General features: G+C 69.4%; 22 protein-coding genes. 7 read left to right on the top strand and 15 right to left on the bottom strand.

Going from position 1 to position 20,512, the window contains the following annotated elements; all coding sequences use genetic code 11:
- Nucleotides 1-3: 3 nt before the first annotated feature.
- From AB4Z01_RS00460 to purH, 4 genes are all read left to right on the top strand, one after another.
- Complete coding sequence (locus AB4Z01_RS00460; RefSeq protein WP_441689435.1) at nt 4-1,668, top strand: heparinase II/III family protein; 1,665 nt, start codon at nt 4-6, stop codon at nt 1,666-1,668.
- A 75-nt stretch (nt 1,669-1,743) separates the two neighbouring features.
- Nucleotides 1,744-2,172 (top strand): DUF433 domain-containing protein, encoded by a 429-nt coding sequence (locus AB4Z01_RS00455; RefSeq protein WP_441689433.1) that lies wholly within the window; start codon nt 1,744-1,746, stop codon nt 2,170-2,172.
- 11 nt (nt 2,173-2,183) lie between these two features.
- Nucleotides 2,184-2,576 (top strand): DUF5615 family PIN-like protein, encoded by a 393-nt coding sequence (locus AB4Z01_RS00450; RefSeq protein WP_441689431.1) that lies wholly within the window; start codon nt 2,184-2,186, stop codon nt 2,574-2,576.
- 95 nt (nt 2,577-2,671) lie between these two features.
- On the top strand, nt 2,672-4,252 hold the full coding sequence (gene purH / locus AB4Z01_RS00445) for a bifunctional phosphoribosylaminoimidazolecarboxamide formyltransferase/IMP cyclohydrolase (RefSeq protein WP_441689600.1): 1,581 nt from the start codon (nt 2,672-2,674) through the stop codon (nt 4,250-4,252).
- Here purH and AB4Z01_RS00440 read toward each other — a convergent pair.
- The 3 genes from AB4Z01_RS00440 to htpX form a co-directional block, all read right to left on the bottom strand.
- Nucleotides 4,224-5,285, bottom strand: a complete 1,062-nt coding sequence (locus AB4Z01_RS00440) for a DUF898 family protein (protein ID WP_441689430.1) — start codon at nt 5,283-5,285, stop codon at nt 4,224-4,226. The two genes, purH and AB4Z01_RS00440, sit on opposite strands and share 29 nt — an antisense overlap.
- Before the next feature lie 67 nt (nt 5,286-5,352).
- Nucleotides 5,353-6,642, bottom strand: a complete 1,290-nt coding sequence (locus tag AB4Z01_RS00435) for an MFS transporter (protein WP_441689428.1) — start codon at nt 6,640-6,642, stop codon at nt 5,353-5,355.
- A gap of 156 nt (nt 6,643-6,798) precedes the next feature.
- Nucleotides 6,799-7,674: a zinc metalloprotease HtpX gene (htpX, locus tag AB4Z01_RS00430; protein WP_441689427.1), complete on the bottom strand. Its 876-nt coding sequence runs from the start codon at nt 7,672-7,674 to the stop codon at nt 6,799-6,801.
- Between the two features lie 95 nt (nt 7,675-7,769).
- Here htpX and AB4Z01_RS00425 point away from each other — a divergent pair, with 95 nt between their 5' ends.
- Nucleotides 7,770-7,952: a DUF1674 domain-containing protein gene (locus AB4Z01_RS00425; protein WP_441689425.1), complete on the top strand. Its 183-nt coding sequence runs from the start codon at nt 7,770-7,772 to the stop codon at nt 7,950-7,952.
- Here AB4Z01_RS00425 and AB4Z01_RS00420 read toward each other — a convergent pair.
- Nucleotides 7,910-8,914, bottom strand: coding sequence for a LysR substrate-binding domain-containing protein (locus tag AB4Z01_RS00420; RefSeq protein ID WP_441689424.1), 1,005 nt, complete (start codon nt 8,912-8,914; stop codon nt 7,910-7,912). The genes AB4Z01_RS00425 and AB4Z01_RS00420 overlap by 43 nt on opposite strands.
- Before the next feature lie 99 nt (nt 8,915-9,013).
- Here AB4Z01_RS00420 and AB4Z01_RS00415 point away from each other — a divergent pair, with 99 nt between their 5' ends.
- On the top strand, nt 9,014-9,892 hold the full coding sequence (locus tag AB4Z01_RS00415) for an NmrA family NAD(P)-binding protein (RefSeq protein ID WP_441689422.1): 879 nt from the start codon (nt 9,014-9,016) through the stop codon (nt 9,890-9,892).
- A 36-nt stretch (nt 9,893-9,928) separates the two neighbouring features.
- Here the strand turns inward: AB4Z01_RS00415 and AB4Z01_RS00410 are convergent, their stop codons facing one another.
- The 3 genes from AB4Z01_RS00410 to AB4Z01_RS00400 all read right to left on the bottom strand — a co-directional run bounded on the left by AB4Z01_RS00410 (nt 9,929) and on the right by AB4Z01_RS00400 (nt 11,401).
- On the bottom strand, nt 9,929-10,141 hold the full coding sequence (locus tag AB4Z01_RS00410) for a hypothetical protein (RefSeq protein WP_441689420.1): 213 nt from the start codon (nt 10,139-10,141) through the stop codon (nt 9,929-9,931).
- A gap of 129 nt (nt 10,142-10,270) precedes the next feature.
- Nucleotides 10,271-10,942, bottom strand: coding sequence for a Fe2+-dependent dioxygenase (locus AB4Z01_RS00405; protein WP_441689419.1), 672 nt, complete (start codon nt 10,940-10,942; stop codon nt 10,271-10,273).
- A gap of 30 nt (nt 10,943-10,972) precedes the next feature.
- Nucleotides 10,973-11,401 carry a hypothetical protein gene (locus AB4Z01_RS00400; RefSeq protein ID WP_441689417.1) on the bottom strand — a complete coding sequence of 143 codons (429 nt, stop codon included), beginning with the start codon at nt 11,399-11,401 and terminating at the stop codon, nt 10,973-10,975.
- Between the two features lie 435 nt (nt 11,402-11,836).
- Here AB4Z01_RS00400 and AB4Z01_RS00395 point away from each other — a divergent pair, with 435 nt between their 5' ends.
- Complete coding sequence (locus tag AB4Z01_RS00395) at nt 11,837-13,681, top strand: ABC transporter ATP-binding protein (RefSeq protein ID WP_441689416.1); 1,845 nt, start codon at nt 11,837-11,839, stop codon at nt 13,679-13,681.
- Nucleotides 13,682-13,919: 238 nt separating this feature from the next.
- Here the strand turns inward: AB4Z01_RS00395 and AB4Z01_RS00390 are convergent, their stop codons facing one another.
- From AB4Z01_RS00390 to AB4Z01_RS00355, 8 genes are all read right to left on the bottom strand, one after another.
- Nucleotides 13,920-14,804: an efflux RND transporter periplasmic adaptor subunit gene (locus AB4Z01_RS00390; RefSeq protein ID WP_441689415.1), complete on the bottom strand. Its 885-nt coding sequence runs from the start codon at nt 14,802-14,804 to the stop codon at nt 13,920-13,922.
- Between the two features lie 16 nt (nt 14,805-14,820).
- Nucleotides 14,821-15,027, bottom strand: coding sequence for a DUF1656 domain-containing protein (locus tag AB4Z01_RS00385; RefSeq protein ID WP_441689414.1), 207 nt, complete (start codon nt 15,025-15,027; stop codon nt 14,821-14,823).
- Nucleotides 15,024-17,096 (bottom strand): FUSC family protein, encoded by a 2,073-nt coding sequence (locus tag AB4Z01_RS00380; RefSeq protein ID WP_441689412.1) that lies wholly within the window; start codon nt 17,094-17,096, stop codon nt 15,024-15,026. Before AB4Z01_RS00380 ends, AB4Z01_RS00385 begins: the two co-directional genes overlap by 4 nt.
- Nucleotides 17,097-17,114: 18 nt before the next feature.
- Nucleotides 17,115-17,582, bottom strand: coding sequence for a MarR family winged helix-turn-helix transcriptional regulator (locus AB4Z01_RS00375; protein WP_441689410.1), 468 nt, complete (start codon nt 17,580-17,582; stop codon nt 17,115-17,117).
- Between the two features lie 99 nt (nt 17,583-17,681).
- Entirely contained in the window at nt 17,682-18,422 is a 741-nt protein-coding gene (locus AB4Z01_RS00370; protein ID WP_441689408.1) for a phosphotransferase, read from the bottom strand.
- Between the two features lie 22 nt (nt 18,423-18,444).
- Nucleotides 18,445-18,804: a GFA family protein gene (locus AB4Z01_RS00365; protein WP_441689406.1), complete on the bottom strand. Its 360-nt coding sequence runs from the start codon at nt 18,802-18,804 to the stop codon at nt 18,445-18,447.
- A gap of 79 nt (nt 18,805-18,883) precedes the next feature.
- Complete coding sequence (locus tag AB4Z01_RS00360; RefSeq protein ID WP_441689404.1) at nt 18,884-19,723, bottom strand: helix-turn-helix domain-containing protein; 840 nt, start codon at nt 19,721-19,723, stop codon at nt 18,884-18,886.
- 24 nt (nt 19,724-19,747) lie between these two features.
- Entirely contained in the window at nt 19,748-20,296 is a 549-nt protein-coding gene (locus tag AB4Z01_RS00355) for a carboxymuconolactone decarboxylase family protein (protein ID WP_441689403.1), read from the bottom strand.
- Nucleotides 20,297-20,512: the final 216 nt, after the last annotated feature.

Raw genomic sequence — 20,512 nt, 5'->3', positions numbered from 1 at the left:
GCGATGCGGAACCCGCGCAGCCTGACCCGCAACGTCCAGGACCAGCTGGCGCGGTTCGCCTATTCGAACCCGCTCTACTCCGTGGCGCTGGGGCGCAAGGGGCCGCGCGACCTGCTGATGGTGCCGCCCGACCCCTGGCCGGGCGATGCCGAGCGCGGCACAGCCCTGATCGCCGGGACGTACCGGCTGGGCGGCCAGACCTATGAGGCGGCGACGGCCGCGCCGTGGGAGCCTTACGGCGCCGGCCCCGACTTCATCGCGGCGCTGCACGGCTTCGAATGGTTGCGCGACCTGCGCGCGGCCGGCGGCGACCAGGCCCGGCGCCAAGCGCGGCGGCTGATCGACCACTGGATCGAACGCTACGACCGCTGGCACCCGCTGACCTGGCAGCCGGACATCCTGGGCCAGCGCATCGCCAGCTGGCTTGGCGCCCATGATTTCTTCTGCGCCAGCGCCGACGATGATTTCCGGACGCGCGTCTTCGCCAGCCTGTCGCGGCAGCTGCGCCACCTGACCCGCGTCGCCGACGGCGACCCGATCGACCCGCGCCAGATCCAGACCGTGCGCGGCCTGGTCTACGGCGCCGTCGCCCTGCCCCAGGGCCGGCCGCGGCTGGACCAGGCCCAGCGCATCCTCGGCAAGTGCCTGCCGCGCCAGATCCTGCCCGATGGCGGGCACATCCAGCGCAACCCGGCGGTGCACCTGACCGTGCTGCGCCAGCTGATCGACATCCGCGCCGCCTTCCGCGCCGCCCAGTCGCATGTGCCGGATGCGCTGCACCTGGCGATCGACCGGATGGCCCCGGCGCTGCGCCTGCTGCGCCACGGCGACGGCGGCTTCGCCCTGTTCAACGATGCGCAGGAGGGCGAGCCGGTGCTGATCGACGCCGTGCTGTCCCAGGCCGATTCCAAGGCGCGGGCGCCGAAGAGCGCGCGGCACAGCGGCTTCGAGCGGGCGATGGCCGGCCGCACCCTGCTGCTGCTCGATGTCGGCGCGCCGCCGCCGGCCGGCGCGGATGACGGTGCCCATGCCGGGCTGCTGTCGTTCGAGCTGTCGGTCGGGCGCGAGCGCATGATCGTGAATTGCGGCGCCTGGCCCGGCCGCGGCAGCGCCGAGGACAGCGCCTGGCACACCGCTTTGCGCGGCACGCCGGCCCATTCCACGCTCAGCGTCGCCGGCCGCGATTCGGCCGAGGTGCTGCGCGACGCCGGCATCGGCAAGCGGCCGCACGGCATCGAGGTCGATCGGCAGGAGACGCCGCAATCGGTGCTGATCGATGCCTGGCACGACGGCTACCGCGAGGCGCTGGGCCTGATCCATCGCCGTCGGCTGGAGCTGTCGGCCAATGGCGACGAGCTGCGCGGCGAGGACATCCTGTTCGCCGAGACCGACGCCGCCCGCGGCCTGCCCTTCGCCATCCGCTTCCACCTGCACCCGGCCTTGCAGCTGTCGCCGGTGCAGGGCGGCAGCTCGGTGATCATCCGCCTGCCCGGCGGCGACGGCTGGCGCCTGCGCGGCTATGGCGGCGAGGTGGCGCTGGAGGAAGGCATCTATGCCGGCCGCGGCACCGACCGCCGCAAGACCACGCAGGTCGTGATCTGGGGCGAGGTCGGGGCGGAAAGCACCGGCGTGCAATGGATCCTGCGGCGGGAACGCCGGCTGGCGTGACGCCCGGGCTTTCACCGGCGGCGCCAGGGCACTATATCAATTCTCCGGCAACAGATTTTTCGAGGATCGAGCCCGATGCCTGCGACCAGAGGACGTGTCGAGGAGCTGCGTCATCTGGGCTTGCGCGAATATCTGCGCTTCGGCGTGTCCAATGTCTGGGTCACGGACGACGTGAGAGTCGATCTCGGGGATACGATCAAGGTGGTCGATATGACGATCGAGCGGAACATACGGTTGATGGAAATGATCGTTGTCGATCCAAACATTCAACGAGGTGAGCCGGTGATCCGCGGCACGCGTATCACGGCTCACACCATCGCCAAGATCGTGGAAGAGGGGGCCGCGATCGACGAGATATTGCACGACTATCCGACTCTCGACGCCGAGAAGATCGAGGCCGCCCGCCTGTATGCCAATGCGCATCCGCGGCCCGACCGTCCTTCTTTTCCCGAGGGTGGAAAGGAAGTCTTTCGGATGTCCGTGGCCGATCTCGCACGCCCATGATCGGATAGGTCGTGCGGCTCCTGATCGACGAGAATCTGAGCCCCGACCTTGCGGAACTCGCGCGGCAACGCGGTCTCCACTCGCAGCATGTGAACGAGGTCGGGCTCAACGGGGCAGGAGATCCGATCCTCATGAAGCGGATCCTCGATGATGATTGGATTCTGGTCACCAACAACGGCCAGGAATTTCTCGAGCGATATCAGTCAAAAGCCCCGCTGCATGCGGGGCTGATCATATTGGCCGCAGCCAACGGGCGCGCGGAACAGCGGGCCTCGTTCGAGGCGGTCCTGCGGTATCTCCAGACCGGGCTTCCAGACCCGATGAACACGGCGATCGTCGTTGGGCGCGACGGCGACGAAGTGTCGATCCGTGCCTACGAGTGGCCAACGCCTGCAGCCTCTTGAGGACGGCCTGAGGACCGGGGCTCGCCGAGTTTGTCGACATCCCTCCCCGTCGGGTCTAAAGACGGGCGCATTGCCGTCCGGGAGCCCTACCGATGATGACCGAAGCCGCCCTGCCGATCCGCCGCGCGCTGATCTCCGTCTCCGACAAGACCGGCATCGTCGAGTTCGCCCGGTTCCTGGCCGATCGCGGGGTCGAGATCCTGTCGACCGGCGGCTCCTTCAAGGCGATGGCGGACGCCGGCATCCCGGTCAAGGAGGTCTCGGCCCATACCGGCTTCCCCGAGATCATGGACGGGCGGGTCAAGACCCTGCATCCGAAGATCCATGGCGGCCTGCTGGCCCGGCGCGACAGCGACGAGCATCTCGAAGCGATGACCGATTACGGCATCGCGCCGATCGACCTGCTGGTGTCGAACCTGTACCCGTTCGAGGCGACGATCGCGCGCGGCGCCAGCTTCGACGACGGCATCGAGAACATCGACATCGGCGGCCCGGCGATGACCCGCGCCGCGGCCAAGAACCACGCCTTCGTCGCCGTCGTCACCTCGCCGGTCGACTATGAGCCGCTGCGGCTGGAGATCGCGGCCAATGGCGGCACGCTGGGGCCGACCCGCCGCCGCCTCGCCGCCGCCGCCTTCGCCCGCACCGCCGCCTATGACGCCGCCATCGCCGGCTGGTTCGCCGAGGTCGAGGGCGAGACCTTCCCGCCGCGCCTGTCGCTGTCCGGCAAGCTGGCCGAGACGTTGCGCTACGGCGAGAACCCGCACCAGGCCGCCGCCCTCTATCTCAGCGGCCCGTCGGTGCCCGGCCCGGCCACGGCCGAGCAGGTACAGGGCAAGGAACTGAGCTACAACAACATCCTCGACGCCGATGCGGCCTTCGAGGCGGTGTCGGAGTTCACCGAGCCCGCGGTCGTCATCGTCAAGCACGCCAACCCCTGCGGCGTCGCCGTCGCCGGCTCGCTGGGCGAGGCCTATGCCAAGGCCCTGGCCTGCGACCCGATCAGCGCCTTCGGCGGCATCATCGCCGCCAACCGGCCGATCGATGCCGCCACGGCCCAGGCGATCACCGCGCTGTTCGCCGAGGTGGTGATCGCCCCGGATGTCGAACCGGAGGCCGCCGCGGTCTTCGCCGCCAAGGCCAATCTGCGGGTGCTGAAGACCGGCGGGATGCAGGATCCGGCGCAGCGCCGCCGCATCCTGCGCAGCGTCGCCGGCGGCTTCCTGACCCAGACCCGCGACGATGCGGCGCCGGCGGCGTCGGAGCTGAAGCTGGTCACCCGCAAGGCGCCGACCCCGGCGCAGATCGAGGACCTGCTGTTCGCCACCCAGGTGGCCAAGCATGTCCGCTCCAACGCCATCGTCTTCGCCAAGGGCCGCAGCACGGTCGGCATCGGCGCCGGGCAGATGAGCCGGGTGGACAGCGTCAAGATCGCGGTGGCGAAATCGGCGGAGGCGGCCAAGGCGGCCGGCGAGACCGGCGCGCGCATCGCCGGGTCGGTGGCGGCGTCGGAGGCGTTCTTCCCCTTCGCCGACGGCCTGCTGGCCCTGGTCGAGGCCGGCGCCACCGCGGTGATCCAGCCCGGCGGCTCGATGCGTGACCGCGAGGTGATCGACGCCGCCGACCAGGCCGGCATCGCCATGGTGTTCACCGGCCGGCGGCACTTCCGGCATTGAGGCGCGGGCCGGCGCCGGCGGCCTGGCCCACCAGGTCCAGCGCGCCGCCGATCGCCAGGGTCTCGCAGCTCGCCTTCAGCACCGTGTGGCCGAGCACGATGAAATTGATCGTCGGCGCCAGCACCACATAGATCCCGATGCCGGCGACGGAGAGCAGGTTGGCGCCCGGCCGCGGCATGCGTGTCCGCCACACCTCCAGCCATTCGAAGGTGGTCGGCAGCAGCAGGGCGACGAAGAAGACCACGGTGATGAGGGAGAGCAGGATCGCCGGCCCCAGCACGTCGCGCAGGCGCAGGCGGCTGTCGAGCTTCACCCCGGCGACGCTGATGGACGAGGTCCAGCTCCGGAACTCCTGCACCCGATACCACACCAGCGCGATGCCCAGCGTCGGCGCAGTCAGCAGCATGGCCACGATCCAGGGCCAGATCAGCGTCACCCCCCACGCCTCCATGCGGAACGGCACGGTGCCGTAGCGCGTATTGTTGACGATGGTCCTGGCCTGCCAGGTCCGCAGCAGCGGCACGCAGATGCCGAGCGTCGCCAGCACCAGCAGCGAATAGCCGATGCTGCCCAGGATGAACCTGCCGGCGTCGCCGTCGAGGCCGAAGCGGATGCCGCGCCACTGCGTGCGCGACAGCCGGTAGCGCGTGGCGAAATAGACCGCCGCGACGGCGAGCGCCAGAAGGACCAGATAGAAGGCGAGCTGCGCCAGCTGCGCTCCGGTGTCGGACTCCGTCCGCAGGCTCAGCCAGATCAGGGCTGCCAGCGGCAGGCCGACGCCGATCAGCACGGCGATGGCCTTGAGGAAGCCGAAGAACAGCTCCGTGCCGGTGCCGGTGTATTCGAAGGGCTCGCCGTCGACGCTGATGGCTGCCCAGATCGCCCGTCGGATCTGCGTCCTGCCCCAGAAATTGTAGAGGCCCAGCGTCACCAGCGACAGCAGCAGCGTCTTCAGGAACAGGCCGCCGATTCCGAGCCGGCTGCCGTCATAACCGACGCGTCCCGTCCGGGGTGCCTCATCGGCAATCGACATCTGAAAATGACTCCCCAGAATTCCGACAACAGTCCTGGAGGCCGGCAGGTCTGTCAAATTCTATGTATCAGCCGCGCGCCGGCTCCCGCACCGTCGCCACGATCAGCCCGCCGAGCGCGAACAGGGCGATGACCGTGGCCATGCCGGCGCGCTGGGTGGCGAAGAGGGCGGTGGCGCCGGCGAACAGCCAGGGGCCGAGGAAACCTGTGGCGCGGCCGGTCAGGCCGTACAGGCCGTAGGCCTCGCCCTCGCCGCCTGGCGGTGCCATCCGGCCCATCAGGGTGCGGCTGGCCGCCTGGGCCGGCCCGAGGAACAGGCCCAGCGCCAGGGCCAGGCCGATGAACCAGTAGGGATCGGTGACCAGGATGATCGGCACGCCGAGAAAGACGAGCCCGACGATCGAGATCAGGATCGTCGGCTTCGACCCGATCGCGTCGTCGACCCAGGCGAACAGGATCGCGCCGATGCCGGAGGTGACATTGAGCCCGATCGCGAACAGCACCAGCTGGCCGAAATCAAGCCCCAGCGCGCCCGCGGCGTAGATGCCGCCGAAGGCGAACAGCATGTTGAAGCCTTCGCGGTAGATCGCGCTGCCGACCAGGAAACGCACCAGGTTGCCCTGCCCCGGCAGCGACTTGAGCGTGCGCCATAGATCGGCCAAGCCGCGGCGGATCGCGGCCCCGATCGGGGTGCCGCCCGGCCGCTCGCGGACCAGCAGCAGCAGCGGCAGGGCGAACACCACCCACCACAGCGCCACCAGCGGCCCGGTGGCGCGCGGGCCGGCGGACTCCACCGCCGGCAGCGGCAGCAGCGGCGCGGCCCCGCCGAAGCCGATCAGCCCGAACAGCGCGATCACCAGGCACACCAGCCCGCCGAAATAGCCGAGCCCCCAGCCCCAGCCGGAGACGCGGCCGAGCATGCCCGGCGGCGCCACGTCGATCAGCAGCACGTTGTAGAAGACGTAGGACACCTCGAAGGCGATGGAGGCGAGGCCGACCAGCAGCATCGCCGGGATGATCCAGGACGGGTCCGGCGCCATGAACCAGAGCAGCGCCGTCGGCACCGCGGCCACGGCGACGCAGCCAGCCAGCCAGGCCTTGCGCCGCCCGCCATAATCCCCGACCGCGCCCAACACCGGGCTCAGCAGCGCCACCACGATGCCGCCGGAGCCGACGGCGACGCCCCATAGCGCCGCGCCGTGATCGGCGTCGCCGACGATGCCCTTGGTGAAATAGACCGAGAAGACGAAGGTGCCGATGACCGTGTTGAAGGCGCTCATCGCCCAGTCGTAGAGACACCACCCGAAGATCGCGCCCCACGAGTTCGCTCGCGGGACGGAGGCGGCTCCGGCGGTCATGGGTGGATTTCCCTCAGAGGGTCCGACAACCCATCCCCTGATCCGTCATCCCCGCGAAAGCGGGGATCTCGTCGTAGATGGACCGGAAAGAGATTCCCGCTTTCGCGGGAATGACGTTGAAAGAATGGGAAGGAAAGGAGGCTTGGAGAGAATCCCTCACCCCCACGGCCCGCGGCCCTGGCCCTGGGCGACGCCCGCCATCCGCTGCAGCGCGGCGACGCGGTTGGCAGTCTTGGGGTGTGTCGAGAACAGGCTGTCGACCGCATGGGCGTGCAACGGATTGATGATGAACATGTGGGCGGTGGCGGGATTCCGCTCTGCCGCACCGTAGTCGATCCGCTTCGAGAACGCCTCGATCTTTTCCAGCGCCGCGGCCAGCCACAGCGGCCGGCCGCAGATCTCGGCCCCGACCCGGTCGGCCTCGTATTCGCGCGAGCGGCTGATCGCCATCTGCACCAGCATGGCGGCCAGCGGCGCCAGCACCACGGTCAGGATCACGCCGATGAAGCCGAGCGGGTTGTTGCGGTTGTCGCCGCCGCCGAAGAACAGGCCGAAATTGGCCAGCATCGACAGCGCGCCGGCGATGGTCGCGGTGATCGTCATGATCAGCGTGTCGCGGTTGCGGACATGCGCCAGCTCATGCGCCATCACCCCCGCCACCTCCTCCGCCGACAGCCGGCGCAACAGGCCGGTGGTGGCGGCAACCGCGGCGTTCTGGGGGTTGCGGCCGGTGGCGAAGGCGTTCGGCTGGTCGGTGTCGATGATGTAGACCCGCGGCATCGGCAGCTGCGCCTGCTCGGCCAGCCGGGCGACGAGGTTATAGAAATCGGGCGCGGTGCGGGCGTCGACCTCGCGCGCATTGTGCATGCGCAGCACCATCTTGTCCGCGTTCCAGTAGGCGAACAGGTTCATGCCCACCGCCACCAGCAGCGCGATCATCATTCCGCCCCGCCCGCCCAGCAGCCAGCCCGCCGCCATGAACAGCGCGGTGAGGGCCGCCAGCAGCATCGCCGTGCGGATATAGCCCGACATCGATTCCTCCGTCCGTCTCGTCCCGGGATGAAATGGCCCCGGCCTGCTTCCGATCAAGCCTGGACTCCGCGGCCCCGCCTCGCCATATCCAGGACATGAGCGAGATCGAAACTCCCAAGCCCTTATCGCCCCAGGAGCTGGCCGAGCGCATCGACCCGCGCACCGGCGCGCCGGTCGAGATCGTGCCGCAGAAGCCGGGCGAGATCGGCGGCCCCAAGGGGCTGGAGCCGACTCGCTACGGCGACTGGGACGTCAACGGCCGCTGCTCCGATTTCTGAGCGGTCAGGCCGCTGGCAGCATCCGCGTCGCGGCAAAGCCTGTCATCCGGTCCCGCGACCTCCCGCACCGCCTCGACCACTTGCCGCCGCAGCCAGGCGTGGGCCGGGTCGTCCTGCCGCCGCTCGTGCCAGATCATCGACATCGACAGGGGATCGAGGTCCAGCGGCAGCTCCAGCACCGTCAGCGGCACCATAGCCGCGGCCTGCCGGGCCAGGCGGCGCGGCAGCGACAGGATCATGTCGCTGCGGGCCACCAGCATCGGCGCCACCAGGAAATGCGGCAGCCGCATCGCCACCCGGCGGGTCAGCCCGAGCCGGGCGAGGGCGATGTCGACCGGCGCCTCGCCGCGGCCGGTGACGACGATGGTCACGTGCGATAGGGCCACGAAGCGCTCCAGCGTCAGGCCCTGCCCGGCCACCGGATGGCCCTGCCGCACCACGCAGACCAGATCCTCGTCATAGAGCCTCCGGCGGAAGAACCCGGCGGGCAGATCGTCATAGACGCCGAGCGCGAGATCGGCGGCATCGCGGGCGATCAGCTCGACATGGCCGCCGACCAGGGGCGGCACCTCCACATCCAGCCCGGGTGCCAGCCGCGACAGCCGCGATGCCAGCGCCGGCATCACCAGCAGGGTCGTGTAGTCGACGCTGCCGATGACGATCCGGCCGTGCGCGGTGGCCGGGTCGAACGCCGCCGGCGCGACGATCGCCCGGGCCCCCTCCAGCAGCCGCGTCACCGGCTCGGCCAGGGCGGCGGCCCGCGGCGTCGGCTCCAGCCCCTGCGGCGTCCGCACCACCAGCCGGTCGGCCAGCAGCCGCCGCAGCCGGCCCAGGGCGCGGCTGGCCGCCGGCTGGCTGAGGCCGAGCCGCTGCCCGGCGCGGGTGACGCTGCGGTCGCGCAGCAGCGCGTCCAACAGCTTCAGCAGGTTCAGGTCGACGGATCGCAGATCCACTTCGCGCATGAAGATCATCATATCCATGCATTTGAGATATGGCGATACCGGCTGCATCTCTTGGGCACCGGCCCCGTGTGGGGCCGTATCCAGCCAGGAGAGAGACCGATGTATGTCGTCACCGGCGTGACCGGGCGGACGGGCGCAGCCGCCGCCCGGGCCCTGATCGAGGCGGGCGAACGCGTGCGCGTGGTCGTCCGCGACGCGGCGAAGGGAGAGATCTGGGCCCGGCAGGGCGCGAAGGTGGCGGTCGCCGACCTGACCGACATCCCGGCCCTGAGCGACGCCCTGTCCGGCGCGACGGGCGCCTATCTGCTGGTTCCGCCCTACTACACCGAGCCGGTCCCCATCGCCCGCGGACAGGCGATGGCCGCCGCAATCGCCGAGGCCGTGACCGCCGCCCGGCTGCCGAAGCTGGTGGCGCTGTCCTCGGTCGGCGCCGACCGGCCGGAGGGCACCGGGCTGATCCTGGTCAACCGCGCGCTGGAGCAGCGCCTGGCCGCGACCGGCGTGCCGGCGACCTTCCTGCGCGCCGCCTATTTCATGGAGAACTGGGCCGAGATGGCCGGCGTCGCCGCCGCGCAGGGCGTGCTGCCCAGCTTCCTGGCGCCGCTCGACCGGACGATCCCGATGGTGGCGACCGCCGATATCGGCCGCGCCGCCGCCGAGGCCTTGCGCGAGGACTGGGGCGGGATCCGGACGATCGGGCTGGAGGGGCCAGCCGCCTATGCTCCGAACGACGTCGCCGCCGCCTTCGCCCGGGCGCTCGGCCGGCCGGTGCAGGCCGTCGCCGTGCCCGAGACGGACTGGCCCGCGGCGCTGTCGCAGGCCGGCCTCTCGCCCGGCGCGGTCGACGGCTTCGTCGAGCTGAACCGCGCCCTCAACAGCGGCCATGTCGACTTCGCGACCGATCCGGCCGCCGGGCACCGCCGTGGCCCGACACCGATCGATGCGGTGGTCGCCATGATGGCAAGGGACGCCGCCTGAGGTCAGGAGCGAGGGGCCGGAGCCCCTCGCCCATGTCTATTTCAGCTTCGACAGGTCGACGGCTGCGGCATAGGCCTGCTGGCCGAGCAGCGTCGCCGCAAGGTCGGCCGCTTTCTTGGCGCGACCGCAATCGCCACTGCTGTGGGCCGATTCGACTTGGCCGAGCGCGTTGTGGATGTCGTCGGCCAAAGCCGGTCGGGTGGTCCAGCCGGCCAGCGCCACCAGGACCGGCACGATGATGTACTTCATGTCTTACCCCTCGGATGCCGCGGCCGGACGATCCGGCCGCGCCCCTGCATCCATGGCGACGATTCTAGAGGCTGGCGCCAGCCCGCCAGTGACCGCGCGCACTGACGCCACGGAACGGCAGTTGCCGGCTCAGAGCTCGGCCCAGCGCCGGACCAGGTTGAAGTAGGTCTTGTAGGCAAGGTCGGTCGCCTCGCCCTCGGGATCCAACGCCTCGAGCCGCTGGCAGGCGCGGTCGAGGTCGTACAGCATCTCCCGCTTGGCCGGATCCCGGATATAGCTCTGGACCCAGAGCACCGCGACCAGCCGGGCGCCCGCGGTTACCGGCGCGACGCGATGCAGGCTCGCCGCCGGATAGGCCACGGCCGACCCGGCCGGCAGCTTGACTTCCTGGTCGCCAAACTCGGTCTGGACCACCAGCTCGCCGCCCTCATAGCCGGCCGGATCGGACAGGAACAGGGTGACCGCGACGTCGTTGCGGATCGGCTCCGGCCCGTTCGAGATCGCGCCGTCGACATGGGCGCCGTAGCCCATGCCGGTCTCGTAGCGGCTGAACAGCGGCACCTGCAGCGTCTTCGGCAGCACCCCTCGCCGGAACGCGTCGCTGGCTTTGAGCCCAGCCGAGACGATCTCCCCCGCCTCCCGCGACACCGGGTCGAAGCGGGGCAGCTGCAGGTTGTGCTTGACCCGGCGGCCGCGCCGGCCCGCGGTGCCGCCGCCATCGCCGAAATCGCCGCGCTGCAGGATCGCCCGCACCGCCTGGGCCTGCGCCCGGTCAAGCACATCGGGGATGCAGATCAGCATGGCCCCATCCCGCCCCGGCGGTCCGCGGCCTCACCCGTCGCCTTGCCCGCCGCCACCTCCCCCGCCTCCCCCGCCGCCCCCGCCGCCACCCCCACCGCCGCCAGACGCCGTGGCGGTGATGGTGGAACCCTGGCGCCGCTTCAACTGCGCCAGGCGCTCCTGCTCGCGCATCTGGTTGCCCGCATCGGTGAAGACGTAGCTCTCCTTGCCGTTCACCAGTGTCCGCTCCGCCGGATAGAAGCCGCCGAGCTCCGGGTCGCGCATCCGGTAGGCCACGACGTCGTCCTTGTGGCCACCGGTCCACTTCTCCTCGTATCGGCTCTCCACGTCGACACGGCCGGGGACAACGCCCCAGACGGCGAGCGGGTGTTCGTTGGAAGAACCGCAGGCTGCCGCCATCGACAGCAACGATCCCGTGATCAGCGCGAGTCGCGATACGGTGGTTTGCCAATGTTTCATCGCCACATCCTCCCACCGGTCTTCGCTGCCCGGCGCCTCCGGGACCCGCAAGGGGTCCGGTCGAATTGGCATCCGGATGGACCGGCATCACACTTTAAGTTGCTCTCCGTCCGCGGCCATGGCAAGAATTCAGCAATTCAAACGAAGGTAGAGGAAAATTTAGCACAATAAATACTCACACAGCGTCGTTATTGAATAATGTCTGACAAATAAAATGTAATTCAGAGGACTTACGCTTCACTTGAAACGCCAGATTGCATTCCTGATGCGCCAGAATGCGGAGAGATCCGTCTCCCGACCCTGGCGCAGCGATGTGTCGCGAGCCCCGCGCTGAACGAATTCCTGCGTCCAATTGTCCGGTCTTTTCGTCGCTGCATTATCGGCGCAGGCTGCATGCCTGCCGCCAAATAAGAACGCCCGCCGGAAGCCCTCCCGATGTTCCGCTTTTTCGAAGCCCGCGTGCTGCCGACCGCCACGGGCATGCCTGGGCAGCCGCCGGGCAATCTGCTGCGGTTCTACTGGTTCTTCCTGCGGCAGGTCCGCTGGTACTATCTCGCCCTGCTCGGCGCCGGGCTGACCGTCGCGCTGCTCGACGCGCTGATCCCGGTGTTCATCGGCCGGGTCGTCACCCTGCTCGGCACCGTCTCGCCCGAAGCCCTCTTCGCCGACCATTGGCACCTGCTGGCCGGTATGGCGGCGGTGCTGCTGATCTGCCGGCCAGGCGCCCTGTTCCTGCAGGCGCTGATCACCAACCAGATCATCGCCTCGGGCTTCACCAACCTGGTCCGGTGGCAGAGCCACTGGCACGTGGTGCGGCAGAGCTGGACCTTCTTCCAGAACGACTTCGCCGGCCGCATCGCCAACCGGGTGATGCAGACCGGCGTGGCCTTGCGCGACAGCACGGTGACGTCGATCGTCGCGGTCTGGTACCTGACCGTCTACGGCACCAGCGCGCTGGTGCTGCTGGCCAGCGCCGATCTGTGGCTGGCGCTGCCGACCATGGCCTGGTTCGCGATCTACATCCTGCTCCTGACCTATTTCGTGCCGCGGCTGAAGCAGCGCTCGCTGGAGATGTCGGAGGCGCGGTCGCTGCTGACCGGCCGGATCGTCGACAGCTACACCAACATCCTGACGGTGAAGCTGTTCGCCCGGGCGAAGGAGGAGGACGACTACGTCCGCGAGGCGGTGGACGGCCACACCACGATCTTCCGCAGCCAGCTGCGGCTGATCACCCTGTTCAACCTGTGCCTGTCGACCACCAACGCGACGCTGGTGGTATCGACCGCGGCCATCGCCATCCTGCTGTGGCGGGAGGGGGTGGTGGCGCTGGGCGCCGTCGCCATGGTGCTGCCGCTGACCTGGCAGATCGTCAACATGGCGGGCTGGGTGGCGCAGCAGGTGACCACGATCTTCGAGAATATCGGCGTGGTGCAGGAGGGCATGATCTCGATCGCCAACCCGCTGCGCCTGGTCGACAAGCCGGACGCCAAGCGGCTGAAGGTGACCGCGGGCGGCATCCGCTTCGACAATGTCAGCTTCAACTACGGCCGCCCGGGCGGCGTGATCGAGAACCTGAACCTCGACATCCGCCCGGGCGAGAAGATCGGCCTGGTCGGGCGCTCCGGCGCCGGCAAGTCGACGCTGGTCAACCTGCTGCTGCGCTTCTTCGACCTGGAGCGCGGCCGCATCCTGATCGACGGCCAGGACATCGCCGGGGTGACGCAGGAAAGCCTGCGCGAGCAGATCTCGGTGGTCACCCAGGACACCTCGCTGCTGCACCGGTCGATCTTCGAGAACCTGAACTACGGCCGGCCGACCGCGACGGAGGCTGAGGTGATCGCCGCGGCCAAGCAGGCCCATGCCCACGACTTCATCCTGGATGTCGAGGACTGGCGCGGCCGGCGCGGCTACGAGGCCCATGTCGGCGAGCGCGGGGTGAAGCTGTCCGGCGGCCAGCGCCAGCGCGTGGCGATCGCCCGGGTGGTCTTGAAGAACGCGCCGATCCTGATCCTGGACGAGGCCACCTCGGCGCTCGATTCCGAGGTCGAAGCGGCGATCCAGGAACAGCTCGAGGACCTGATGCAGGGCAAGACGGTGATCGCCATCGCCCACCGCCTGTCGACCATCGCCCGGATGGACCGGCTGGTGATCCTGGAGCGCGGCCGCATCGTCGAGATCGGCAGCCATGAGGAGCTGTTGAAGGCGAACGGCCACTACGCCTCGCTGTGGCGCCGCCAGTCCGGCGGCTTCCTGGGCGAAGAGGAGCAGGCGGCGGAGTAGCTGTTGAACAGCTCTTTCCAAGCCTCTCCTACCCTCAACTGTCATTGCCGGGCTTGACCCGGCAATCCAGGGCCACCGAGAGCGGCTCTTGAAAGCCCCTGGATCCTCGGGTCAAGCCCGAGGATGACAGTAAAATGGAATTCAATCCCAAACCAAACACCCACTAGTTGCGATTTTTCCTCAACCGGACAGCCGTGGGTCAAGCCCGGGCATGACAACAGCGGGATGGCGCCCACCCCTACTTCGCCCCCTCCGCGGCCGGCAGCACCTCGACCGTGGCGGTCATGCCGGAGGCCAGCAGCACGCCGTCGGGCACCTTGTCGATGGCGATCCGGACCGGGATGCGCTGCGCCAGGCGGACCCAGCTGAAGGTCGGGTTGACGTCGACGATCTGGTAGAAGGAGTTCAGCGTCACCTCGCGGTCCGAGATGGCGCGGTCGATGCTGGCGACATGGCCCTGCAGCGGCGTCGACACGCCCATCAGCCGGATCTCGACCTTGTCGTTCGGCTGGATGCGCGGGATCTTGGTCTCCTCGAAATAGCCCCGGACATGGAAGCTGTCGGCGTCGACGATCGCCATCACCTGCTTGCCCGCCATGGCATAGGCGCCCTGCCGCACGATCAATGTGGAGATGAAGCCGTTGACCGGCGACCGGATCGTCGTCCGCTCCAGGTCCAGTTTGGCCGTGTCCAGCGCCGCCTGGTCCTGCTCCACCGCCGCGCGGGCCGCCTTGGCCTGCGATTCCGCCTGTTGCTGGGCCTCGACCGAGATGGCGTTGAGGCCCAGCTTGGCCCGGCGGGCGGCATCCGCCTCCAGCTGCTCGGCCTGCGCCGCCTGGCTGTCCAGCGCGGCCTGGGCCCGCTGCACCGCCAGGGTGTAGCGGTCGGGGTCGATCACCAGCAGCACGTCGCCCTTCTTCACCGCCTGGTTGTTGGCCACGCGCAGGTCGACGATGATGCCGGAGACGTCGGGTGCCACCTGCACGATCTCGGCCGCCACCCGGGCGTCCCGGGTCCAGGGGCTGTCGATGTAGTACTGCCACAGCAGGATGCCGGCGACGACGGCGCCGGCCGCCATGACCAGGGTGATGGTGACGCGGAGGGCAAGGGCTGCATATTTCATGGCGGTCTTCTTCCCCTCACATCGTCAGCGCGACGAGGGTGGTTAGGATGATCAGGAGCAGGGACAGGTCGAACAGCGCCGGATGCCAGATCCAGCGATAGGCGCCGACGCGCCCGAGCCCGAAGCGCAGCACGCCGGTGATGAGCAGCGCCACCACCAGGTAGCCGAGCATCGGCGACAGGTAGACGCCGGCGAGGTCGATTTCCTTGATCAGGGGATTCATGGCGTCGGCACGATCAGGTCGCGGATGAGGGCCGGGCCATCGGCCTGCGGCATGGCGAAGAATTCGGACTGGTAGGACAGGGTCACCCAGATCGCGGTGACCGAGACCAGGGCGGCGACGGTGTTGCGGTCGGTGTCGAGGCCCTGCAGCGCCTCGCCGGCCCGCGCCAGGGCGGCCATCGCCTCGGGGCCGCTGGACCCGCGGTGGCGCCAGGCCAGGCCGAAATGGCGCTCCAGCGCGGCCAGCGCCGTCTCCACCGCCCGCACGCCCGGCGGCGGCAGCCGGCCCAGGAGACGGCGCAGGATGATGATGTTGTGGCCGACGCGAAGGCTGGCCAGGCTGCCATGCAGGATCGGCCGGTCGCCGGGCGAAGCATGGTCGAGCCGCGAGAACAGGCCGTTGATGCGGTCGAACATCCGGCTCTCGAACTCGGCCTGCGACAGGCCGCTGCCGGAGGCCATGCGCGACAGGTCGGCCATGATGCCGGTGACGAAGCGCTGCGCCATCCAGCGCACGCCGAGCGGCCGGATCAGCCGGAACAGCAGCACCGCCAGGGCGATGCCGGCCAGGGTGGCGAGGCTGTTGTTGATGGCGCCGGCGAAGTCGAGCGAGGCCCGGTCGGACAGCCCCAGCAGGGTCAGGAAGTTGATGCAGAGCAGCAGACCCGAGGGCCCGATCCGCGGCGCCGGCATCAGGATGCCGGCCGGCACCAGCACCGCGCCCAGCACCAGGGCCAGCATCGGGAAGCCGTCGACCCGGGGCAGCACCAGCGTGAAATAGAGCAGGTAGATGACGGAGGCGACCAACGCCATGCGCAGGAATCCCATGGCCGGCAGCGCCGGCTCGTCCGCGCCGGAGAAGAAGCCGAAGACCACGACCAGGATGGTGGCGGCCGCGGCGCCATTCGGCCAGGCGGTGAGGATCCAGAAGCTGCAGGCGACCACCAGCGCGGCGAAGGCGGTGACCCCGGCCATGATGGCCGCTGCCTGGTCGCGGTGCCGGCTGATCGACGGCGCCGACCGCATGGTGCGCGGCCGGGTGCCGGCGGCGACATGGTCGCGCAGCTGCCGGCACTCGGTGCGCAGCGTCAGCAGGTCCTGCAGCCGGTCCAGCAGGATGCGCACGACCATGGCGGTCTGGCTCTGCCGCAGCTCTTCCAGCGTCGGCTGCATCGTGTCGATCAGGCGCCGGGCGGCGCCGATGCTGTCGTCGTCATCCGGCTGGTCCGGGCCCAGCGACCGGTCCATGATCCGCGCCACCGCCTCGAAGGCCGGGCGGATCGCCTGCCACCGCGCCGGGTCGCGGAAGCGCAGCAGCCGCCCGCGCTCCTGCATCGACACCAGCACGGCGAGGAAGGTGAACAGCCGCCCCTGCAGCTGGCGGATCACGTCGTTGGCCTGGCGGATCGCACGGGTGTCGAACACGGCGTGGGCGCGCAGCGTCTCCAGCGCCACCGCGTCGCCGATCAGCCGGGCGCGGTCGGCCTGGGGCGCCTCATCGGTGCCCTCGGTGCGCAGGATGCCGACCGCCCAGGCCGCCGTGGCCGCCAGCAGCGCTTCAATCCGGCCCAGCAGCACCGGCCCGACCGGGCGCGGCAGGATGATGGCGCTGAGCACGCCGGCGCAGCCGATCCCCGTCAGGATCTCGACGCAGCGGTTGGTGGCGATGTCGAACACCGCCTCCGGCTGGGTGATCGCCGGGAAGCCGATGATCGCGGCGGTGTAGCCGGCCAGCAGCGGCGCATAGGCGCCAGGCGCGTCGCGCAGCAGCACCGAGACGTAGATGCAGCACCCGAACCACAGCGCGCTGGCCAGCACGAACAGCTCGCGCTCCTGCGCGAACAGGCCGATGAAGGTCATGCTGGCCACGACCCCGGCGCTGGTGCCGAGCACGCGGTAGACGCTCTTCGACAGCATCATCCCGGTCAGCGGCTGCGACACGATGTAGACGGTCAGCATCGCCGTGCCGGGCGAGGATACGTTGATGCGCAGCGAGATCCAGGCGGCGAGGATCGCGGCGCAGAAGGTGCGCAGCGAGAACACGCCGTCACGCCAGGTCGGCCAGTCCATATCGCGTCCTCGACGGGCCTAGCGGCCACCCTCCGGCGCCGGCCGGCCGGCAGCGATGTTGCCCTCGATCCGGCCCAGCAGGCCGAGACAGAGCATCATATCCTCGTCCGGGACGCCAGCCAGCAGACGTTCGCGGATTTCCGCGGTGACGCCGCGGATGCCCTCCACCAGCGTGCGGCCGTCCTCGGTCAGGTGCACCGCCTTGGCGCGGCGGTCGGATTCGTCCTCGCGCCGCTCGATCAGCCCCTGGCTCTCCAGCGAATCGAGCAGCCGGACCAGCGACGCCCCCTCGATCCCGAGCGAGTCCGCCAGGTCGCGCTGCCGGATCCCCTCGCCCAGGCGGGAGACATGCAGCAGCGGCTGCCAGGTGGCGGCGCTGAGACCGTAGCGGCCCAGCGTCTCGTCGACCTCGCGCCGCCACAGCCGGGCGACGAGGAACAGGCGGAAGCCGAAATCGTCCCGCGCGATGGAAGGGGTGGTTGGCATGGGACGCTTATTAGGATGCTAATTATTAGCTTCGAAACGCATTTGCCGCATGCCAGCCCTTAACGAAGATCGAGTCACAGGCGAAGGAAGCACCGGAGCTCAGAGCGCTCGAACTTCGGCAAGCCGCTTGATTGCGTACTCGTCGTCCCAGCAGACCGCGGCTTGCCACGCGGCCGACGCTTGCGCGGCGATGTCGTGCGCGCCGCCGTCGAGACCGGCGGCGTTGTGGGGCAGCACCAGATCGAGGTCGGGGACATCGACATGCGACTCGTCCCAGTCGATCAGCGCGACCCGATCCGCGGTCATGCGGATGTTGCCGGGATTGAGGTCGCCATGGACGACGCATGTCCGACGTCCGATCAGCCGCGCCCACGCGGCCCGGCATCGGGCAACGCCCTCGGGCGGCATTGCGGTGAGGTCGATCCTCGTCCCGGTCTCGGCATGCAGGAGATCGGTCGACGATCGCCAGCCCGGGCGCTGCGGCCAGCCCTGCGTCAACCGGTGCAGCCGGCGGAGCGTGTCGGCCACGCGGCTCCAGTCGGCCGCCGTCTCGGGTGGTCCGCCCTCGACATATGTCATCACCACGAGGCCATCCGCGAACAGCCGGCCGTCCGTCGTCGGGATCGGCACCGGCACCGCCAGGCCTGCACGGTCGAGGTGCCGGAGAAGCTCGGTCTCCCATGCGAGATCGGCGTCGCTCCTGGCACCGAGACGACCGACCGCGCGGTGCCCGCGGACGCGCACGCCCCACACGTCGTTGGCAACTCCGCCAGCGAGCCGTTCGATGCGAGCTGCGTCTTCACCCCACTGCCCGAGTGTTTCCCATCCCACTGGCGACATCTTCGATCAACCCGATTGGTGATCAGTGGCTGCGGCCGTCGATCGGGATCGTGGTCACGGTAGCGAGGTCGAGGCCGTCCAGGCAGCGGACATTCACGGCCACCATTTCGGTGCCGTCCGGCTTGCGGCCGCGGGCGAAGGATTCGATGCCGCAAGTCGGGCAGAACAGGTGGTGGATCACCTTCCGGTTGAACTGGTAGTCGGCCAGCCCGTCGCCGCCCGACAGCAGGGTGAACCGGTCGGGGGTGACGAAGGTCAGCATCAGGCCGCGCTTCTGGCAATGCGAGCAGTTGCAGCTCATCACCTTTGCCAGGTCGGTCTCGGCCCGGTAGCGCACGGCGCCGCAATGGCAGCCTCCCTCATAGGGTTTCGTCTCGGGCATGGGGCGTTCCTCCGGCTTTCGCCGCGAGTCACGGCGGCGTTCGGGCGGGAGAGTCGCCCGAGAGATCCGACCTGTCCACCTATGTCGGCTCCCCAGCCATGAGCTCGCCATGGAACACCTCGGTCGCCTCATCCGCCGGGAACATGCACTCGATGCGGAGCTCCTGGGCCGCGACCGTCCGGGGCGTGCCGACGGTCGCGATCATGGAGAAGTAGTTGAGCACCCTGCCGTCCTTGACCAGGCCGATCGGGATGACCGGCGTCGGGCCCTGGACGTCGGGTGCCTCGAGCGACGCCCAGGCGGGCTCGACGTCCGGATAGGCCATGAGCGCCGCCAGCAGCCCCTCGATCCTGTCGTCGATGACGCGCCCCACGGCTTCGCGATGAACACGCTGGATCAGGCTTTCCGCGACAGCCGGCCAGTCGGCGATGCAGGGCCGCAGGCCATCCGGATCGAACACCAAGTGCAGCAGGTTGCGCGGCGCATTGCGCGCGGACAGATCCGTGAATCGGCCGAAGAAGCGCGGGGCGGACCGGTTGGTCATGAGCACGTTCCAATAGCGATCCATGACCAGGGCCGGAAACGGCTCATGCTGGCGCAGCATGCGCTCCAGGGCCTTGGTGATGCCGCGCATCTCCGGCCCGTCCCAGGCACCGTCGGGATAGATCGGCGCATAGCCGCCGGCCAGGAGCAGCGTGTTGCGGTCGCGCAGGGGCATGTCCAGCGCGGTGGCGATGTCGATCAGCATCTGGCGGCTGGGCGCGCTGCGCCCGACCTCGATGAAGCTGAGATGCCGCTGCGACACCCCCGTATCGAACGACAGCTCCAGCTGGCTCTTGCGGCGCAGATCGCGCCAATGCCGCAGCAGGACACCGACTTGGCCGCCGCGCGGCCTGGCGATCGGATCCTGCAGAGGCATGGCGTACTCCCTTAAAGCGGCCGGTCAGGCTCGCCAGGCATGCGGCCGCAGGAAATCCTCCAGCGGCGGCCGCGCCATGGTGCCGGCATAGTTGGTGATGGTCGAGGCTGCGGTCACGGCCAGCATCTCCAACGCCTGCTCCCGGCGGAACCCGGCAGCGACGAAGGCGTCGAGATCACCGTCGCCGACATGGCCGCGCCTCTCGATCAGCGCCCGGGCCAGGCCGGACAGGGCGGCCAGCCGACCGTCGGCCGGGACACCGCGCCCGCGGATCGCCTCGACATCGGCGGCCGTGAGCCCCTCCTTCAGGGCCAGCATCGTGTGGAACGCCACCGCCCAATCGCAGGCATTGGCGACCGCATTGGTCAGCAGGAGGGTCTGGATCTCCGCTTCGCTGAAGGTGCCGGAATGGACCTGCCGGAACAGGCCGGCGAAGGCCTTGATCAGCTCCGGCGAATTCGCCATGGCACCCGCGATGTTGGGGACCATGCCGAAGGTCTTCTCGAGCTGCTCGAGAACCGACCGCGCCGCCTCGGGCGCCGTGGCGATGGTGTGGATCGGATAGGAAGGCATGTCGGCTCCTCTCGATGCCCGGCGAACAGGATCGCCGGCGTCGAGGGGGAGCAAAGCCGATTGGCGGAGGCGGCCCAACTACCTCCCAGGTCATAACCTCTCCCGTCATTGCGAGGAGGCGAAGCCGACGAAGCAATCCAGGGCCGTTGCGTGCGGCCCTGGATTGCTTCGCTTCGCTCGCAATGACGGTGTTGGGGATTCCGACAAGTCGCCGCG

The sequence above is a fragment of the Inquilinus sp. YAF38 genome (assembly GCF_052113205.1).
Lineage (GTDB): Bacteria > Pseudomonadota > Alphaproteobacteria > DSM-16000 > Inquilinaceae > Inquilinus.
This window is presented reverse-complemented; position numbering and strand designations above follow the sequence as displayed.

Coding starts and splice junctions, on each gene's coding strand:
- AB4Z01_RS00455 (WP_441689433.1), top strand. CDS start 1,744: ATGCCTGCGACCAGAGGACGTGTCGAGGAGCTGCGTCATCTGGGCTTG.
- AB4Z01_RS00415 (WP_441689422.1), top strand. CDS start 9,014: ATGTATGTCGTCACCGGCGTGACCGGGCGGACGGGCGCAGCCGCCGCC.
- AB4Z01_RS00400 (WP_441689417.1), bottom strand. CDS start 11,401: ATGAAACATTGGCAAACCACCGTATCGCGACTCGCGCTGATCACGGGA.
- AB4Z01_RS00390 (WP_441689415.1), bottom strand. CDS start 14,804: ATGAAATATGCAGCCCTTGCCCTCCGCGTCACCATCACCCTGGTCATG.
- AB4Z01_RS00440 (WP_441689430.1), bottom strand. CDS start 5,285: ATGTCGATTGCCGATGAGGCACCCCGGACGGGACGCGTCGGTTATGAC.
- AB4Z01_RS00460 (WP_441689435.1), top strand. CDS start 4: ATGCGGAACCCGCGCAGCCTGACCCGCAACGTCCAGGACCAGCTGGCG.
- AB4Z01_RS00410 (WP_441689420.1), bottom strand. CDS start 10,141: ATGAAGTACATCATCGTGCCGGTCCTGGTGGCGCTGGCCGGCTGGACC.
- AB4Z01_RS00385 (WP_441689414.1), bottom strand. CDS start 15,027: ATGAATCCCCTGATCAAGGAAATCGACCTCGCCGGCGTCTACCTGTCG.
- AB4Z01_RS00375 (WP_441689410.1), bottom strand. CDS start 17,582: ATGCCAACCACCCCTTCCATCGCGCGGGACGATTTCGGCTTCCGCCTG.
- AB4Z01_RS00365 (WP_441689406.1), bottom strand. CDS start 18,804: ATGCCCGAGACGAAACCCTATGAGGGAGGCTGCCATTGCGGCGCCGTG.
- AB4Z01_RS00360 (WP_441689404.1), bottom strand. CDS start 19,723: ATGCCTCTGCAGGATCCGATCGCCAGGCCGCGCGGCGGCCAAGTCGGT.
- AB4Z01_RS00355 (WP_441689403.1), bottom strand. CDS start 20,296: ATGCCTTCCTATCCGATCCACACCATCGCCACGGCGCCCGAGGCGGCG.
- AB4Z01_RS00435 (WP_441689428.1), bottom strand. CDS start 6,642: ATGACCGCCGGAGCCGCCTCCGTCCCGCGAGCGAACTCGTGGGGCGCG.
- htpX (WP_441689427.1), bottom strand. CDS start 7,674: ATGTCGGGCTATATCCGCACGGCGATGCTGCTGGCGGCCCTCACCGCG.
- AB4Z01_RS00370 (WP_441689408.1), bottom strand. CDS start 18,422: ATGTCGCCAGTGGGATGGGAAACACTCGGGCAGTGGGGTGAAGACGCA.
- AB4Z01_RS00395 (WP_441689416.1), top strand. CDS start 11,837: ATGTTCCGCTTTTTCGAAGCCCGCGTGCTGCCGACCGCCACGGGCATG.
- AB4Z01_RS00425 (WP_441689425.1), top strand. CDS start 7,770: ATGAGCGAGATCGAAACTCCCAAGCCCTTATCGCCCCAGGAGCTGGCC.
- purH (WP_441689600.1), top strand. CDS start 2,672: ATGACCGAAGCCGCCCTGCCGATCCGCCGCGCGCTGATCTCCGTCTCC.
- AB4Z01_RS00420 (WP_441689424.1), bottom strand. CDS start 8,914: ATGCGCGAAGTGGATCTGCGATCCGTCGACCTGAACCTGCTGAAGCTG.
- AB4Z01_RS00405 (WP_441689419.1), bottom strand. CDS start 10,942: ATGCTGATCTGCATCCCCGATGTGCTTGACCGGGCGCAGGCCCAGGCG.
- AB4Z01_RS00380 (WP_441689412.1), bottom strand. CDS start 17,096: ATGGACTGGCCGACCTGGCGTGACGGCGTGTTCTCGCTGCGCACCTTC.